Origin of the sequence: Azospirillum sp. HJ39 (assembly GCF_041507355.1) — a bacterium.
GTDB lineage: Bacteria > Pseudomonadota > Alphaproteobacteria > Azospirillales > Azospirillaceae > Azospirillum > Azospirillum thiophilum.
On the sequence record NZ_CP167911.1, the window covers coordinates 1701816 to 1718530 of the forward strand.

The 16715-nt window shown below is 65.2% G+C and carries 14 protein-coding genes; 8 read left to right on the plus strand and 6 right to left on the minus strand.

Going from position 1 to position 16715, the window contains the following annotated elements:
• Nucleotides 1-203: 203 nt before the first annotated feature.
• The 3 genes from rpoH (at nucleotide 204) to ABMY26_RS21330 (ending at nucleotide 4100) form a co-directional block, all read left to right on the plus strand.
• Entirely contained in the window at nucleotides 204-1094 is an 891-nt protein-coding gene (gene rpoH / locus ABMY26_RS21320; protein WP_045580035.1) for an RNA polymerase sigma factor RpoH, read from the plus strand.
• Between the two features lie 365 nt (nucleotides 1095-1459).
• A complete protein-coding gene (locus ABMY26_RS21325; RefSeq protein WP_372396659.1) occupies nucleotides 1460-2806 on the plus strand; it encodes a protoglobin domain-containing protein in 1347 nt (448 codons plus the stop codon).
• A 478-nt stretch (nucleotides 2807-3284) separates the two neighbouring features.
• The gene (locus tag ABMY26_RS21330; RefSeq protein ID WP_372396660.1) at nucleotides 3285-4100 is read left to right on the plus strand and encodes an N-acetyltransferase family protein; all 816 of its coding nucleotides are present in this window, start codon (nucleotides 3285-3287) and stop codon (nucleotides 4098-4100) included.
• A gap of 20 nt (nucleotides 4101-4120) precedes the next feature.
• Here ABMY26_RS21330 and ABMY26_RS21335 read toward each other — a convergent pair whose 3' ends face one another.
• Complete coding sequence (locus tag ABMY26_RS21335; protein WP_045580032.1) at nucleotides 4121-4609, minus strand: hypothetical protein; 489 nt, start codon at nucleotides 4607-4609, stop codon at nucleotides 4121-4123.
• Between the two features lie 192 nt (nucleotides 4610-4801).
• On the opposite strand from ABMY26_RS21335, the gene ABMY26_RS21340 reads away from it, so the two are divergent.
• Nucleotides 4802-5974 carry an alpha/beta hydrolase gene (locus tag ABMY26_RS21340; RefSeq protein WP_372396661.1) on the plus strand — a complete coding sequence of 391 codons (1173 nt, stop codon included), beginning with the start codon at nucleotides 4802-4804 and terminating at the stop codon, nucleotides 5972-5974.
• A 19-nt stretch (nucleotides 5975-5993) separates the two neighbouring features.
• Here the strand turns inward: ABMY26_RS21340 and ABMY26_RS21345 are convergent, their stop codons facing one another.
• The 3 genes from ABMY26_RS21345 to uvrB form a co-directional block, all read right to left on the minus strand.
• Complete coding sequence (locus ABMY26_RS21345) at nucleotides 5994-6857, minus strand: alpha/beta fold hydrolase (protein WP_372396662.1); 864 nt, start codon at nucleotides 6855-6857, stop codon at nucleotides 5994-5996.
• 34 nt (nucleotides 6858-6891) lie between these two features.
• On the minus strand, nucleotides 6892-7779 hold the full coding sequence (locus tag ABMY26_RS21350; protein ID WP_372396663.1) for a lytic transglycosylase domain-containing protein: 888 nt from the start codon (nucleotides 7777-7779) through the stop codon (nucleotides 6892-6894).
• A gap of 94 nt (nucleotides 7780-7873) precedes the next feature.
• On the minus strand, nucleotides 7874-10015 hold the full coding sequence (gene uvrB / locus ABMY26_RS21355) for an excinuclease ABC subunit UvrB (protein WP_372396664.1): 2142 nt from the start codon (nucleotides 10013-10015) through the stop codon (nucleotides 7874-7876).
• Nucleotides 10016-10250: 235 nt separating this feature from the next.
• Here uvrB and lexA point away from each other — a divergent pair, with 235 nt between their 5' ends.
• Nucleotides 10251-10967: a transcriptional repressor LexA gene (lexA, locus tag ABMY26_RS21360; protein ID WP_372396665.1), complete on the plus strand. Its 717-nt coding sequence runs from the start codon at nucleotides 10251-10253 to the stop codon at nucleotides 10965-10967.
• A gap of 63 nt (nucleotides 10968-11030) precedes the next feature.
• Here lexA and ABMY26_RS21365 read toward each other — a convergent pair whose 3' ends face one another.
• A complete protein-coding gene (locus ABMY26_RS21365) occupies nucleotides 11031-13193 on the minus strand; it encodes a ComEC/Rec2 family competence protein (RefSeq protein WP_372396666.1) in 2163 nt (720 codons plus the stop codon).
• Between the two features lie 156 nt (nucleotides 13194-13349).
• Between ABMY26_RS21365 and gltX the strand changes: the two genes are divergently transcribed.
• From gltX to ABMY26_RS21380, 3 genes are all read left to right on the plus strand, one after another.
• Nucleotides 13350-14756, plus strand: coding sequence for a glutamate--tRNA ligase (gene gltX, locus ABMY26_RS21370; RefSeq protein ID WP_372396667.1), 1407 nt, complete (start codon nucleotides 13350-13352; stop codon nucleotides 14754-14756).
• A gap of 100 nt (nucleotides 14757-14856) precedes the next feature.
• Nucleotides 14857-16170 carry a citrate synthase gene (gene gltA, locus ABMY26_RS21375; RefSeq protein WP_045580025.1) on the plus strand — a complete coding sequence of 438 codons (1314 nt, stop codon included), beginning with the start codon at nucleotides 14857-14859 and terminating at the stop codon, nucleotides 16168-16170.
• A gap of 22 nt (nucleotides 16171-16192) precedes the next feature.
• A complete protein-coding gene (locus tag ABMY26_RS21380) occupies nucleotides 16193-16366 on the plus strand; it encodes a hypothetical protein (protein WP_372396668.1) in 174 nt (57 codons plus the stop codon).
• 9 nt (nucleotides 16367-16375) lie between these two features.
• On the opposite strand, the gene ABMY26_RS21385 is transcribed toward ABMY26_RS21380, so the two are convergent.
• On the minus strand, nucleotides 16376-16654 hold the full coding sequence (locus tag ABMY26_RS21385) for a rhodanese-like domain-containing protein (protein ID WP_372399048.1): 279 nt from the start codon (nucleotides 16652-16654) through the stop codon (nucleotides 16376-16378).
• Nucleotides 16655-16715: the final 61 nt, after the last annotated feature.

The following is a 16715-nucleotide window of genomic DNA, read 5'->3' on the forward strand; positions in this document are numbered from 1 at the left end:
ATTTACAGTGTCGAAAGGACGCAGTTCCTTGGCGACACCCGGCAAAATACAAACCCTACAACAGCCAAAGCCGCAGAGACGGACGAAATTCCTGCGTCCGCCAATGGATCATCGCCTCTCGGGCGATCTCCGCCATGGGCCCCGACAAGGGGCCGGTCCCTGTCGCGGGCCGCCCCAGGAAGCGTTGGAGAGGAGGCATTCGCGTGCTGAAGAAACTGCTGACCGGTGAAAACGCCAGCCTGACCCGCTACATTGAAGAATCGAAGCGCTTCCCCATCCTCGCACCGGATGTCGAGCGCGATCTTGCCATCGCATGGCGGGAGCGTGGAAGTCCGCAGGCGCTGGAACAGCTCGTAGGCAGCCATCTGCGTCTCGTGATCAAGATCGCCCGCGGCTTTGGCGGGTATGGCCTGCCGCTGGTCGACCTGGTGGCGGAAGGCAATGTCGGCCTGATGCAGGCAGCTCAGAAATTCGATCCGCAGCGCGGCTTCCGCTTCGCCACCTACGCCACTTGGTGGATCCGGGCTGCGATCCAGGAATATATCCTGCACAGCTGGTCCCTGGTGAAGATGGGCACGACCGCTGCGCAGAAGAAGCTCTTCTTCAATCTGCGCCGTCTGAAGAGCCAGATGGCCGAGTTGGAACAGGGCGACCTCTCGCCGGAGACGGTGGCGACCATCGCCGCCGAACTGGATGTGCCGGAGACAGAGGTGGTGGAGATGAACCGCCGGCTTGCCGCCAACGACAGTTCGCTCGACGCCACGCTATCGAGCGACGGCGAGACGAACTGGCTGGAACTCCTGGCCGATGACCGCCCCACCCAGGACACCATGCTGGCCGAAGCCGACGAATTGGCGCTGCGCCGCCGCTTGGTCGGGCAGGCCTTGGACCGGTTGGACGCTCGCGAACGCCGTATCCTGTTCGAGCGCCGGATGAAGGACGACCCATCCACCTTGGAGGCACTTAGCCAGCAATTCTCCGTATCGCGCGAGCGCGTGCGCCAGATCGAGGTTCGCGCCTTCGAGAAACTCCAGAAGGCGGTGCTCAGCGCTGCGCAGGCCTTGCGCCGTCCGGTCACTCCGATGGTGGCCTGAAGGAACTCTGTCACCCCGTCCGGTGCGGCGATGCTCCGGATAGGGCCATATGCGGCACCGGACGGTCATTGCCCGCTGCCGCATAGCTTCCGCGGGCTTCGGCTCCGCTTGTTGCCTCCAAACCTGTCAACTGTCAGCCGGCGGCGCCCCAGGCTCCGCCGGTACTTTTCATTGGGCGTTATGCTTTTTATTTCGCCTTATCAGTGCTTTTATTGCTTTCCGTGCGACCCTCTCAAAAACGTTCTGCGACAAAGTGACATGTTTAAAGATGTCACTGCTTGAGCATGATGTGCCGCTCTCTGTAAAGTTTGCATTTTCGTCAATTCTTAGTACGCTAATCATATCTCAAATGGGAGAGGGGCTCCATGTCGAACGCTGCCCAGACTCAATCGATTGTCAGCCGTATCAACTTCCTGCGCATCGATGACGCGACAAAGGCAACTCTGCGGGAATTCCAGCCCCATCTGACGCAGCGGATCGATCAGATACTTGAAGAGTTTTACGGTTATCTACGTTCGGTACCAGATGTCGCCCCAATGCTGACCGATCCTGCCGTGACCGGTCGAGCGCGTGACCTGCAAAAGCAGCATTGGCTACGCAATGTCTTCACCGGCACCTTCGATGAGGCCTATGTCAACCAGGTGCTGAGGATCGGCCAGACCCATCAACGCATCGGGTTGGAACCGCGCTGGTATACCGGCGCCTACTGCTTCACGCTGAACAAGTTGATCGAACTGGCGAGCCAGATCCACCGCAAGAAGCCGGAGAAGCTCTCGCAGTTGCTCCAGGCCATCAACAAGGCGGTCTTCCTCGACATGGATCTCGCCACGTCGGTCTATATCGACTTGAACACCGCTGCGATCATCGCACGTGAACTGGGCAGCACAGCAGACGGTTTCGAACGGGAAGTGAAGGGCGTGGTCCAGGCGGTGGCATCAGCGGCCCATCAGCTTCAGGGTACGGCCCAGGCAATGAGCCGCACCGCTGAAATCACAAGCGAACAGTCGACGCAGGTCGCTGCCGCCGCAGAGGAGGCCTCCGTCAACATCCAGACGGTCGCCGCCGCGGCAGAGGAACTGACTGCCTCCATCGGCGAGATCAGCCATCAGGTGACCCGGTCCGCCGCCATCGCCAACGCAGCGATGACGGAAGCCGAACGTACCAACGCCACGGTGCAGGGGCTTGCCGACGCCGCCAGCCGCATCGGCCAAGTGGTGAAGCTGATCCACGATATTGCCAGCCAGACCAACCTGCTGGCCCTGAACGCCACCATCGAAGCGGCGCGCGCGGGCGAAGCCGGCAAGGGATTCGCCGTGGTCGCCAGCGAGGTCAAGAGCCTCGCCAACCAGACAGCCAAGGCGACGGAGGAGATCAACTCCCAGATCGGCGCGGTTCAGAGTGCCACGCAGGAAGCGGTGGGGGCGATCCGGTCCATCTCCGGCACCATCGCCCGTATCAATGAGATCTCGACGTCCATTGCCACTGCCATGGAAGAACAGGGTGCAGCCACCACGGAGATCGCCCGCAACGTTCAGCAGGCCTCAATCGGTACGCGCGAGGTCAGCCAGACCATCGTTGCGGTGAACGCGTCGGCCAACAATGCCGGTGAGGAGGCTCGCCATGTGCTGGATGCCACAAATGAGCTGTCGCGCCAATCCGCCACACTTCGCGCCGAGGTTGAACGTTTCCTGACCCGTGTCCGAGCAGGCTGATCAATTCGATCCATAAGTGTGGAGGCTCGTTGGAAACACCCTCCGCCAAGCCGAAATAAGGGCGCGTTCGCAGGAATGCGCCCTTTCGGTAGCTCCTTGCCCGGCTACCCGTCGCGACAATTCAGGGATGCGTCCGAATTACGTAGTCGCTGACTGGAATGCTTTCCGCTTGCGCTGCACGGCGAACTTCATCCGCTGTACGCCAGTGGCTGCGCCCACCGAGGCTGGTCACAACTCCGCCACGTATCGCCACGAATACCCCTGTACGCCCCAGATTGACTATCCTCATCATGCTTGGATCCCCCCACCATATTGCTCGCATTTTACAGAAAATTATTTTTATTCGTCGATCGAACATGCACTTTCTTCGAGAAGACTGGATATCAAACACTCAAAATAAATGTCAATAACGCTTCCGTCATGCAACATCGCCTTAGCTTCATAAGATCAATTCAACCATAGACAAGAAAAGTGAATTTTGCGTATTTTTATTTTATTATTATATTTTTGCGATAAATTTTATTTATTTTCCATGCGTTCCATCCGACCGAAAGCACTATCCCGACCGCATAGCGTCGGAACGGCCGTGCTCCGTGTAGGGTTGTCATCGGCAGCCGCCTCCTGTGGCAAGGCGGGCGGGAGACACCTGCGAGGCATCGGCATCATGGCAACTGCACACCGGCACACCGGCACAGGTGGAATGGCTGGAAAATGTCGGGTCGGATCGGAAACGGATGGAGTTCCGGTAGACCACGCGACCCTGGCGATGGCGGTGACGATACGTCGGGCAAAGCGAGAGGATTTGCCGACACTGGAATGGTACGGCCTGCACACGCCTCACCGCGAAATCATCGCCGACGCCTATCGGCTCCAGGAACGCGGCGACGGCGCCATGCTGCTGGCCGACGTCAACGGCTTTCCCGTCGGCCAGATCTGCATCGATTTTTTGCGCAAACGGCCTAGTGGCCGCGCCACCCTGTGGGCATTGCGGGTGTTCCAGCCCTTCCGTGGGCTTGGGCTCGGGGTCATATTGGTGCACGCTGCAGAGCGCATTGTGATAAGCCGCGGCGTCGCCGTCGCGGAACTGGGAGTTGACCGTGACAATGCCGAAGTGCTGCCCTTCTACGAACGGCTGGGCTACGAGCATTGCGGCCGTGAACGCGGTCAGTTCCTCTACCGCACGCCGGAAGGAAAGCCGATCCGCGTCGCCATCGACCAATGGCTGCTATGCAAGAAGCTACCGGCAAAGGGAGAACCGGATGGCGGCTCCGGCCTGCGCCTCGCCGCGGAATAGCGGTTATCCGGGGATAGCGGTCATTCGGCCGCCAGCGCCGTCCCGGCCGGAAGCGGCACCAGCCGGGCGGCACGACGCCGGGGCAGATAAATGCGCGCACCGTCCAGGACGCCGGACAGTTCCCGCATCGCATCGGTGGCCATGCAAAGCGCCACGAGCGGCAGCCAGCGATCCAGCAGCTGGGCCGCCACCTCCGCATCCCCGCTCTGCACGGCGGCCAGGGAGTCCAGCAAGGCGGCCTCGTCGGCACTGATCCGGCTGCAGGCCGGACAGCGGATTTCCGGCTTGCGGACTCCGGCCACCGCAAAGGTGCCTAGCAGCGCGAACAGCGGCAACAGCGCCGTGTTCGGCACGCCTGCGACGTTCAGCCCGATTCGCATGGAGGCCATCGCCCCGGCGGTTCCGGCGCGGAACCACTGGCGGACGCCGGTCAACAGCGCGCGTTCGGCCGTCGTCAGGTCCGTCACCGTCCAGGGCGACGGCCGCCCTTCTCCCACCGTCTCGCACATGCCGATGCTCCTTCGTTCGGTTGCGGAAGCATCCTAGCGCCACCCGCAATCAATTGCGAGTCATTCTTATTTGCGCCGTCCGGCCTGTGACAAAATGTGGCGCCCTGCGCGTCGGTCAAACGATGGAAAGGACGCGTTAACCACCGCAGCCAATCCTGAACCGACATCGCAGCACAACGGGGATCGGTGGGGATGATGCTGACGCTTCGGGGAGTGGTTCTCGGACTGGCTGCGATAATCGGACTGGCCGCGGCGGGTGGCCTGGCGACGGCCCGACCGGCGACCGCTCAGATCGTTCTGAAACCGGCCTATGGCGAGGCGTCGCTGGCCGGTCCGGCCCGGGCGCGGGGCGCGGTGGTGTGGAGCCATGGCCGCTCGGTGGATTCCGAGGATTCCGAAGCGCCTACCCCGCTCTACATGAAGGCTCTGCACAGTGCCGGTTGGGACGTCTACCGGCTGGACCGCATGCGCGTCAGCGACACCCTGCCCAACAGCGCGCGCGCACTCGCCGGCTATTCGGAGATGCTGAAGGGCAAGGGCTACCGCCGCGTGGCGTTGACCGGCCAATCGTTCGGGGCCTTTATCTCGCTGATCGCCGCTGGCCAGACCACTGCCATCGACGCCGTCATTGCCACCGCCCCGGCTGCCTTCGGCAACTTCACCGAGGCCTACGACAGCTACCGCGAGAATGCGGCCCAGCTCTGGCCGATCCTGCGCGAGGTGCGGCGCGCGCGGGTCATGATGTTCCTCTTCCATGGCGACGATTTCGATCCCGGCGGGCGGGCCGAGCCGGCGCGCAGCATCCTGGCCCAGCGCGGTCTGAACAGCCTGATCGTCGACCAGCCGTCGCTGCTGACCGGCCATGGCGCCGCAAACACCGGGCTGTTCGTCCGCCGGTTCGGCGCCTGCATCGTCCGCTTCGCCGAGGCGCCGCCGGCCGCGAACGATCCGCCCTGCGACGAATCCTGGGGCCGCAACCCGAGCGCCGAGTTGCTTCAGGCCGCCCTGCCCGCCACCGGGTCCGGCTCCGGCAAGGGTGAAACCGACACCATCTCCGCCCTGCGGCCCTATATGGGGATGTGGTACGGCAGCTACATCAACGGCCGCGAGGTTGCCCTGTCGGTGGAGAAGGCCGAGGGCGACGCCGTCTATGCCGATTACCTGCTGGGCGCCGGAATGGAGGCGGACCAGCCCTTCGAGCGGGTGCGCCGCAAGGGCCGGATCGAGAATGGCGAACTGGTGTTCGACGAGAAGGGCCGCAACCTCCTGCGCTACCGCCTGCGCGCCGACGGCCGTGTCGCCGCCACCTGGCTAGACAAGGATGGCCGCGGCCGGCTCGACACGGTGCTGCGCCGGGTGAATTGAGGCTCCCTCCGCGAAAGAATCAGCCCTCCGCCAGGAAGTTGCGGACGATGGCGATCTGGTCGTCGGTCATCAGGGATGGGGCATGGCCGGTGTTGGGGAACTCCACCACCCGCACCAGGCCGGCGGCCCCCGGACCGCGCGCGGCCATCCGTTCGGCCGTCTCGGCGCTCAGCAGGTCGGACTCGGCACCGCGCAGCACCAGCACCGGACAGCGTATGCGGTCCCACAAGGCCCACAAATCGACATCGCCGATGGGCGCCGCCTTGAACGCATCGCCAATACCGGGATCATAGGCGAGGCGGAAGCGGCCATCGGGCAGCGGGCGGGCGCTGTGCTCCGCCATATGGCGCCAGCATTCGTCGCCGATCGTCCCGAACCCCATCAGGACGAAGCGCAGGTAGGATTCGAGCGCCGCCAGATCCTCGAACACCGGATCCTTGCCGACATAGTCGGCGATGCGCTGCAAACCGGCCTGGGCGATGAAGGGGCCGACATCGTTGATCACCATGCGGCGGATCGGGCTGTTGGCCTGGGCCGCCAGCGTCATGCCGATCAGCCCGCCCATCGAGGTGCCGATCCAGTCGACCGTCTCCGTCCCCATCCGGGCGATCAGCGCCACCATGTCGGCGCAATATTGCGGATAGCCGTAGAGCGCCGGCACCGGCAGCCAGTCGCTGCGGCCGCGCCCCACCACGTCGGGGCAGGCGATCCTCCAGCGGTCGGCCAGTGCCAGCGCCAGCCGGTCGAAATCCCGGCCGTTGCGGGTCAACCCATGGACACAGACCGCGGTCCGGACAGCGTCGTCGCGTCCCCATTGGGTGTAGGCGATCTTGTGGAATCCGGCGGCACTAAGGCCGAGGACGCTGCGTTCGGACATCGGCACGGGCGGTATACTCCTGTTCCGGGAAGGGCTTCCGTCACCCCTTTTTCGGCGATTTGGCGGTGCGTGGCAACTCCGTCTCCACATCCGCCGCCGAGGCCCCGCGGATGGCTGCCAGGGCCGGCGACGGCTCTGCCGCCGAGCGGTCGAAGGGGTGGCGGACGGCGTCGTAGCTGCGGCGGATGATGCGCACGTAATTGCGCGTCTCCTCATAGGGCGGCACGCCCTTGTGACGGTCGACCGCCTTCTCCCCGGCATTGTAGCCGGCCAGCGCCAGCGTCACGTCGCCCTGGAAATAGGCCAGCAGCCAGCGCAGGTACTTCACCCCGCCGGTGATGTTCTCGCGCGGGTCAAAGATGTCGCCGACGCCGAAGCGGTCTGCCGTGTCGGGGATCAGCTGCATCAGCCCGGACGCATCCTTCGGCGACACCGCGTCGGTCCGGAAGGCGCTTTCCGCCTGGATCACCGCCAGCACCAGCGCAGGGTCGACTCCGTATTTCGGAGCGATGGATTTTACCAGCGCCACCACCTCGGCCGGCGGCGGGCCGACCTCGCGCACCGGGGCGGCACCGGGCCGGCACCAGGGACGGATGCGCCCCATGCGCCCAGGGACATAGCTGACAAGCCGCTGCGCCTCTGGATGCCCACGCGAGGCGGCGGCCCGCAGCCAAGCGGTGCCGAGCCGCCGGTTCTTCGCCACGCCCTTGCCGAACAGGTAGCGGCGGGCCAGCCGATAGGCCGCGTTGGGGTCGCCCTGCTCGGCCAATTCGCAGTCGGTGGATTTCATCTTCAGGGAGGGCAGAGGCAGTTCAGCCACCGCGGCGGGCTTGGTAGCGGCTGCCGCAGCCATGGGCACCGATCCCAGCCCGGCGCCCCACAGCGCCGATGCTGCCAGCGATCCCATGACGACCCGACGAAACCGCACCCCCTGCCCTCCTCCTGCCCCCGCGTCATCCCGCGGGAGCCCGGAGTATGGTGATGCACCCTGCCGCCGACAAGGCCGGCAGCCCCAGCCGCCTTTATGGCCCGCGGCGGCGGCGGCCCTGCTTCTTCGGGGCGCCCTCCGGGATGCCGCGCCCCTGGCGGGCGCTGCTGATGCCGATGCTGCCGGGGGCCTCCAGTCCGAGATCCATCGCCTCCAGCCGGCGCAGCTCGTCGCGCAGCCGTGCGGCCTCCTCGAATTCGAGGTCGGCGGCGGCGGCACGCATGCGCTTTTCCAGGTCGGCGATGACGGTCTTGAGATTGTGGCCGACCAGTTCGGTGGCGTTCAGCCCGGTCTTCACCGTCACATGGTCGCCGCGCTCGAACACGCTTTCCAGGATGTCGCCGATCGCCTTCTTGACCGATTCCGGCGTGATGCCGTGTTCAAGATTATAGGCCATTTGCTTCTCGCGGCGACGCGCCGTCTCGTCGATGGCGTATTTCATGCTGTCGGTGATCTTGTCGGCGTAGAGGATTGCCCGTCCGTCGATGTTGCGCGCCGCACGGCCGATGGTCTGGATCAGCGAGGTCTTCGAGCGCAGATAGCCTTCCTTGTCTGCATCGAGGATCGCCACCAGCGCGCATTCCGGGATGTCCAGCCCCTCGCGCAGCAGGTTGATGCCAACCAGCACGTCATAAGCGCCGAGCCTCAGATCGCGGATGATCTCGATGCGCTCAAGCGTCTCCACGTCGGAGTGGATGTAGCGGACGCGCAGCCCCGCCTCGTGCATGTATTCGGTCAGCGCCTCGGCCATCTTCTTGGTCAGGGTGGTGACCAGCACGCGATAGCCCTTGGCGACCACCTCCTTGCACTCGCCGATCAGGTCGTCGACCTGGGTTTCGGTCGGACGGATGATCACCGGCGGGTCGATCAGGCCGGTCGGGCGGACCAGCTGCTCTGTGAAGACGCCGCCGGTGCGCTCCATCTCCCACGGGCCTGGGGTGGCGGAAACGAAGACGGTCTGCGGTCGCATCCCTTCCCATTCCTCGAACTTAAGCGGCCGGTTGTCCTTGGCGCTGGGCAGGCGGAAACCGTAGTCGGACAGCGTCGACTTGCGCACGAGGTCGCCGCGGTACATGCCGCCGATCTGCGGCACCATGACGTGGCTCTCGTCGACGATCAGCAGGGAGTCCTTGGGCAGATATTCGAACAGGGTCGGCGGCGGGTCGCCCGCGGCGCGGCCGGTAAGATAGCGGGAATAATTCTCGATGCCGGCGCAGGAGCCGGTGGCCGCCATCATCTCGATGTCGAAGGTGGTGCGCTGCTCCAACCGCTGGGCTTCCAGCAGCTTTCCCTCGGCGGCAAACTCCTCCAACCGGTCCTTGAGGTCCTTCTTGATCTGGGAAATCGCTTGGTTCAGCGTCGGCTTCGGCGTCACATAGTGACTGTTCGGATAGACACGCACCGCCTCCAGCGCCGCCAGCTTCTCGCCCGTCAGCGGGTCGATCTCGTGGATGCCCTCGATCTCGTCGCCGAACAGCGAGATGCGCCACGCCCGGTCCTCCATATGGGCCGGGAAGAGCTCCACCGTGTCGCCGCGCACGCGGAACAGGCCGCGGCCGAAGGCGGCGTCGTTGCGCTTGTATTGCAGCTCGGTCAGCTTGCGGAGCAACTCGGGCTGGGAGACAATCTCTCCCTTGCGCAAATCGACCGTCATTTCCGAATAGGTCTCGACCGAGCCGATGCCGTAGATGCAGGACACCGAGGCGACGATGATGACGTCGTCGCGCTCCAGCAGCGCCCGCGTCGCCGAGTGGCGCATGCGGTCGATCTGCTCGTTGATCGAGGATTCCTTCTCGATGTAGGTATCGGTGCGCGGGACGTAGGCTTCCGGCTGATAGTAGTCGTAGTAGGAGACGAAATACTCCACCGCATTGTTCGGAAAGAAGGATCTCATCTCGCCATAGAGCTGCGCCGCCAACGTCTTGTTCGGCGCCAGGACGAGCGTCGGGCGCTGCACCGTCTGGATGACATGCGCCATGGTGAAGGTCTTGCCCGACCCGGTGACGCCCAGCAGGACCTGATCGCGCTCACCCTGGCGCAGACCGGCGGTCAGCTCCTCGATCGCGTTCGGCTGGTCGCCCGACGGCGTGAAGTCCGACGAGAGGACGAATTGCTTCCCGGCTTCCAGCTTCGCGAGCGGCTTGGCGGGAATGGCGGAGAGGACTGGGCTTGCCATGGGACGGCATCCGGATCGGGAAGGAGGTACGGAACAGGAACCGATTATATGGCCGCCGCCCTGCCGTCTGTCGAGCCCTTGACCGCATCCCATTCCTGAGACGAGTGGCTAAATGTTCCATTTCCCGTCCCGCGAGGATGACGGGGGCTTGACGCGCGGCGGGAACCAAACTAGAACACGGGTCAACGTTTTGTATTTGTTCCATCTTCAGTCTGGCGACCGCCGGGAGGCATCCATGCTCACGCGCAAGCAGCACGAATTGCTGCTGTTCATCCACGAGCGGCTCGGCCAGGGCGGCGTCTCGCCGTCGTTCGACGAGATGAAGGACGCCCTGGGCCTGAAATCGAAGTCGGGTATCCACCGCCTCATCACCGGCCTCGAGGAACGCGGCTTCATCCGCCGCCTGCCTCACCGCGCCCGCGCGCTCGAGGTTCTGCGACTGCCCGAGGGGCTGGATGCCGCCCGGTCCCGTACGGCGTCCAAGCCGAAATTCCATCCCAACGTCATCAGGGGCGATTTCGCCTTCGTCGGCCGCGATGTGGCTCTACCCGCCCCGACTGCCGCGCCGGAAACGGTGCAGTTGCCGCTCTACGGCCGCATAGCCGCCGGAACGCCGATCGAGGCGTTGCGCGACAACAGCGCCTTCGTCGATATCCCGGTTTCCATGCTTACCGCCGGCGACCATTACGCCCTGGAGGTCTCCGGTGATTCGATGGTGGAGGCCGGCATCCTCGACCACGATACCGTCATCATCCAGCGCTGCGACGCGGCGGACAACGGCGCCATCGTCGTGGCTCTGGTCGACGAGGGCGAGGTGACGCTCAAGCGCCTGCGCCGCAAGGGCAACACCATTGCCCTGGAGCCGGCCAACGCCGCCTATGAAACCCGCATCTTCGGTGCCGACCGTGTCCGCGTGCAGGGCAAGCTTGTCGGGTTGGTACGGAAGTACTGACTGCTCGTCATCATGCGCATCCGGCCCTCCCCCGTTCGGCGGGGGAGGGCCGGATGCGCAGGTTCACCGCCCAGATCCCGACCAGGGACGCTCTCCCTGCCGACCGTCGGATGTCTCGATCCGAATTCCCTCGTCCGTGACCGTCAGCGTGTGCGCGCCTCCATGCCGCAGCGCCCAACGGTCGATCACCAGTCCGGCCCGGCAGCCGCGCGCCACCGCCGCCGTCACCACCGCGTCGGCGACGCCGCAATCCTCGTCCAGCGCATCCGCCAATCGCGGCAGGGCGATGATCTTCCTCCGCAGCCGGTACAGGCAGCCCCAGGCATCGCACGTCAGCGACGGGCCTCCTGCGCCGCCGACCCATCCGCCCGACGCCGGCCAGGGATCGGTCGCCGTCCGGTCACCATCCCGCTCCCTCCAGGTTTCGACGGTCCGTCCGCCGCCCTTGCCCGACGCGCTGAGACGCCCGTCCGGCATGCGCACCGCCACCACCGCCCCGTCCCCGGCGACCAGCACATCCGGCCGCGTCACCAGTGCCGGCGAGGCGAGGCCGGCCAGGATGGGCAACAGCCCGAGCCAGCGCCAGCGCCGCGTCCAGATGCAGAGCCACAGCCCGCCCGCCACCAGCGCCGCGAATCCTTCCACCGGCATCGCCGGCACGGTCAGGGAGGCCCAGGGCAACCGGCCGAACAGCTCCGCCGTCCAGATCACCGCCCGGTCGCCCCAATTCATGGCAATCACTGCCGGCGCCTCCGCCCCGAAGGGCATCAGCGCATAGGCGATCAGGCTCCAGGGCATGACCCAGAAGGACGTGATGGGAATCGCGATCAGGTTCGACAGCACGCCGTAGAAGGCGATCTGCTGGAAATGGAAAAGCGAGAACGGCAGGGTCGCCAGCGTGGCGACCACGCTGGTCAGCAGAATGCCGCCGACATAGAGCAGGCTGCGCACAAGCCATCCGGAATCGCGCCGTATCGCCGCCAGCCGCAGGCTGCCGCGTTCAAAGGCGGCGATCAGCCCCACCACCGCCGCAAAGGACATCTGGAAGCTAGGACCGAGCATCCCTTCCGGATCCAGGGCAATGGTGACCAGCCCGGCGAATGCCACCAGCCGCATGCTGAGCGGGTCGCGGTCCAGCATGATCGCTCCCATCACCAGCCCGGTCATCAGCACCGACCGCACCGTCGGCAGCGGCGCGCCGACCAGCATGGTATAGGCCAGCGCCGACAGGATGCCGAACAGCGCCGCGATCTTCTTGATCGGCCAGCGCAGCGCGATGTAGGGCACCGCCGCCAGCAAGGCCCGCACCACATAGAACAGGATGCCGGCGGCGATCCCGACATGCAGGCCGGAGATCGACAGCAGATGCGCCAGCCCGCTGTTGCGGAAGTCTTCCAGCGTCTCTTCGGGGATGCCGAACTCCTCACCGTTCAGCAGGGCCGTCGTGACGCTGGCCTCGACCGGATCGCCGATGGTGGCGGCAACCCGCTCCGCGATGGCACCGCGTGCCCGTTCGAAAACAAGGGCAACGGTGCTCCATCCGGTGACCGGCGGCGCTTCGATGGCTTCGACCGCGCTGGTGGCGAAGCCGACGCCTCCCAGTCCCATGAACCAGGCGCGGCGCTGGAAGTCGAAGGCCCCGGGTTCGGCCGGCGCCTGTGGCGGCGACAGGGTCGCACGCAACCGCACAAGCGATCCCGGAGCGGGCGGCGGGTGACGGTCGGACAACCGGATGCGCAGGGCGGCCGGCGTCTGCTCGGGCGCCAGCCGGCTGATCGACGGTGCATGCAGGGTCAGCCGCACCGCACCCGGTCGCCGCTCCACCGCCATCACCCGTCCGGTGACGGTCGCCGCCGTTATGCCGCGGGTCAATACCGGCGCCGCCACGCGCGTCGCATGGCCCTGCGCTACCAGGAATCCACCCACCATCGTCAACAGGGCCACCGTCACCGCCGCCGGCACGAAACGGCGACGCACGATCAGCAGCAGAATTCCAGCACCGCCCGCCGCGGCCAATCCGATCCACCAGGGCGGTTCCTGCATCAGCCCGAAATAGAGCGACGCCCCCACGCCGAAGGCGACCGGCAACCACAGCACCCAGCGTTCGCTTTCCGCCTCCGCAAGCGCCGCGAGTCGGCTTCGGATCCATGCCAGCGCACGACGCCAGCGCCCGCCGAATGACGGCGGACCATCGGTCTCCTCCTCCGGCCAGCCCGCGGCCGTCACCGGTAACGGATTCCAACCGCAGCAATGCCGCCCGCAAGCCTCTCCGCCATCCTCCATGCGCGCATCGCATTGCCTCCGAACCGGGTGGCTGTGTTAAACCACAGTGTCGTTACACCGGCGCATCATACCAGCGCCGAACCGGAAATTGAGAGACCGATGACCGTCGTCACCCGCTTCGCTCCGTCGCCCACCGGATTTCTTCACATCGGTGGCGGCCGTACCGCACTGTTCAACTGGCTGTACGCCCGCCGGATGGGCGGCACCTTCCTGCTGCGGATCGAAGACACCGACCGGCAACGGTCTACCGAGGCGGCGGTCGACGCCATCCTCGACGGGCTGAAGTGGCTGGGCCTGGATTGGGATGGCGAGGCGGTGAGCCAGTTCGGGCGGAAGGACCGCCATGCCGAGGTGGCGCACCGGATGCTGGCCGCCGGCAAGGCTTATCGTTGCTATTGCAGCCCGGAAGAACTGGAGGAGATGCGCGCCGCCCAGAAGGCTGCCGGCCAGCCGATGCGCTATGACGGCCGCTGGCGCGACCGCCCGGAGTCCGACGCGCCTGAGGGCGTGGCGCCCGTCATCCGCCTCAAGGCTCCGCAGGAAGGCCAGACCGTCCTCGACGATCTGGTCCAGGGCGAGGTCACGGTTCAGAATGCGCAGTTGGACGACCTGATCCTGCTGCGGGCCGACGGTACGCCGACCTATCTGCTGGCCGTGGTGGTGGACGACCACGACATGGGCGTGACCCATGTCATCCGCGGTGACGACCATCTGACCAACACCTTCCGCCAGATTCAGATCTTCAACGCGATGGGATGGGACCTGCCGCGCTTCGGCCACATCCCGCTGATCCACGGCTCCGACGGAGCCAAGCTGTCCAAGCGCCACGGCGCGCTCGGCGTCGACGCCTACCGCGACATGGGCTATCTGCCGGAGGCGGTACGCAATTACCTGCTACGGCTCGGCTGGTCGCATGGCGACGACGAGATCATCTCGACCGAACAGGCGATCGAGTGGTTCAACCTGGAGAGCATCGGCCGCTCACCGTCGCGCTTCGACTTCGCCAAGCTGGAAAATCTGAACGCCCATTACATGCGTCTGGCCGACGACGGGCGACTGGTCGGGCTCATCGCGCCGCGGCTGGAGGCCGAGTTGGGCCGCAGCCTGACCGACGCCGACCGCGACCTTCTGACGCTGGCGATGAGCGGGCTGAAGCAGCGCGCCCGGACCGTCGTCGACTTGGCGCAGAGTGCCCGATTCTATGTCGCGGCGCAGCCGCTCGGCTATGATGAAAAAGCGTCTGCTCTGCTGGATGAGAAGGGCCGTGGCCTGTTGACGGAGTTGGCTGCCGCCTTCGCCGAGGAGCCGGAATTCACCGCCACGGCTCTGGAAGCACGGGTCCGCACCTTCGCCGAGGCGCGGGGGGAAAAACTCGGCAAAGTGGCACAGCCGCTGCGCGCCGCACTGACCGGATCGACGGTGTCGCCGCCGATCTTCGAAGTGGCTGAACTGTTGGGCAGGGAAGCGACTCTTTCTCGCATCCGCGATGCAGCGGGTGCAGCATGAAGGTCATTTCCGTGCGTTGCCATCAGCCTGCCATGGAACTATGCTGCGCCGACGAAAAAAGGGCGCCAAGCCCGACCCTCAACGATAAGGACGTGCCGAGATGACCCAGACTGAGGACGGCAAGGATACCGTTACCCTCATCGACAACAAAACGGGCAGCCAGGTCACGATGCCGGTCCTGCACGGCGCCGTCGGGCCGAGCGTGATCGACATTCGCAAGCTCTACGCCGCGACCGGCTATTTCACCTACGATCCGGGCTTCACCTCGACCGGCAGCTGCGAATCCGGCATCACCTACATCGACGGCGACGAGGGTGTCCTGCTGCACCGCGGTTACGCCATCGACGAGTTGGCCGAGCATTCGACCTTCCCGGAGGTGTGCTTCCTCCTGCTCAACAACCACCTGCCGACTGCCGCCGAGCGCACGGATTTCGAGAACATCCTGCGCCGCCACTCGATGGTGCATGAGCAGCTGACCAAGTTCTACAGCGGCTTCCGCCGCGACGCACATCCGATGGCGATCATGTGCGGCGTCGTCGGCGCCCTGTCCGCCTTCTACCACGACTCGCTGGACATCAACGATCCGCAGGCGCGCAAGATTGCCGCGCACCGCCTGATCGCCAAGATGCCGACGATCGCCGCGATGGCCTACAAGTATTCGACGGGCCAGCCCTTCATGTATCCGCGCAACGACCTGTCGTATGCGGAAAACTTCCTCTACATGACCTTCGGCACGCCGTGCGAGCCTTACAAGGTCAACCCGATCCTGTCCAAGGCGATGGACAAGATCTTCATCCTGCATGCCGATCACGAGCAGAACGCCTCGACCTCGACCGTCCGTCTGGCCGGCTCGTCGGGTGCCAACCCGTTCGCCTGCATTGCCGCCGGCATCGCCTCGCTGTGGGGTCCGGCCCATGGCGGTGCGAACGAGGCTGTGCTGAAGATGCTCGAGGAGATCGGCTCGGTCGACCGCATCCCCGAGTTCGTCCGCCGCGCCAAAGACAAGAACGACAACTTCCGCCTGATGGGCTTCGGCCACCGGGTCTACAAGAACTACGACCCGCGCGCCCAGGTGATGCGCCAGACCTGCCACGAGGTGCTCGGCGAACTGGGCATCAAGGACGAGCCGCTGCTCGACATCGCGATGGAGCTGGAGAGGATCGCCCTGTCGGACGAGTACTTCATCGAGAAGAAGCTCTATCCGAACGTCGATTTCTACTCGGGCATCATCCTGAAGGCGATGGGTTTCCCGACCAGCATGTTCACCGTGCTGTTCGCACTGGCCCGCACCGTCGGCTGGATCAGCCAGTGGAAGGAGATGATCGAGGATCCGGTGCAGAAGATCGGCCGTCCGCGTCAGCTCTACACCGGCCACACCAAGCGGCCCTTCGTGCCGCTGAACGAGCGTGGCTAACCGGCCCACAGCCCATAAGGGAATGGGCGGCTCCAACGGAGCCGCCCAGGACCCGACTGCGTACATCGTTCCGGTCCGGCGGGTGCGTCTGCGCTCGCCGGCGAACGACAACAAGGCGCCGTTCGGCTGGCGGGTCCGCCGAATGATCGTCTACCTGCTCATCCTGGCGCTGATCGCCGGAATCGTCTTCATCTGACGCTTGGACTCAGTCCTGGCCGTTGCCGGATGCCAGCGTAAGCCCTTCATCGATCCAGCCCGTCACGCCGCCGATCATCAGCTTGACCGGCCTCCCGATCCGCGCCAGCCGCAGCGCAGCGCGATCCGCCCCGTTGCAATGGGGCCCGGCACAATAAACGACGAACAGCGTTCCCTCCGGCCAATCCGCCATCCTGCGCTCCGTAATCTTGCCGTGCGGCAGATTTATCGCGCCCGGGACATGTCCGAGTGCAAACGCCGCCGGCCCGAGTATCGGGCAGGATGAAATCTAGCGAGCTGGAATTCAGCGACTTATCCATACCATTTCCGGGAAGTCCCGACCACCGGTC

Excerpts from the sequence above, each read along its gene's own strand:
- ABMY26_RS21340 (WP_372396661.1), top strand. The coding sequence starts at position 4,802 with ATGATGCTGACGCTTCGGGGAGTGGTTCTCGGACTGGCTGCGATAATC.
- ABMY26_RS21335 (WP_045580032.1), bottom strand. The coding sequence starts at position 4,609 with ATGTGCGAGACGGTGGGAGAAGGGCGGCCGTCGCCCTGGACGGTGACG.
- ABMY26_RS21325 (WP_372396659.1), top strand. The coding sequence starts at position 1,460 with ATGTCGAACGCTGCCCAGACTCAATCGATTGTCAGCCGTATCAACTTC.
- uvrB (WP_372396664.1), bottom strand. The coding sequence starts at position 10,015 with ATGGCAAGCCCAGTCCTCTCCGCCATTCCCGCCAAGCCGCTCGCGAAG.
- gltX (WP_372396667.1), top strand. The coding sequence starts at position 13,350 with ATGACCGTCGTCACCCGCTTCGCTCCGTCGCCCACCGGATTTCTTCAC.
- ABMY26_RS21380 (WP_372396668.1), top strand. The coding sequence starts at position 16,193 with ATGGGCGGCTCCAACGGAGCCGCCCAGGACCCGACTGCGTACATCGTT.
- lexA (WP_372396665.1), top strand. The coding sequence starts at position 10,251 with ATGCTCACGCGCAAGCAGCACGAATTGCTGCTGTTCATCCACGAGCGG.
- gltA (WP_045580025.1), top strand. The coding sequence starts at position 14,857 with ATGACCCAGACTGAGGACGGCAAGGATACCGTTACCCTCATCGACAAC.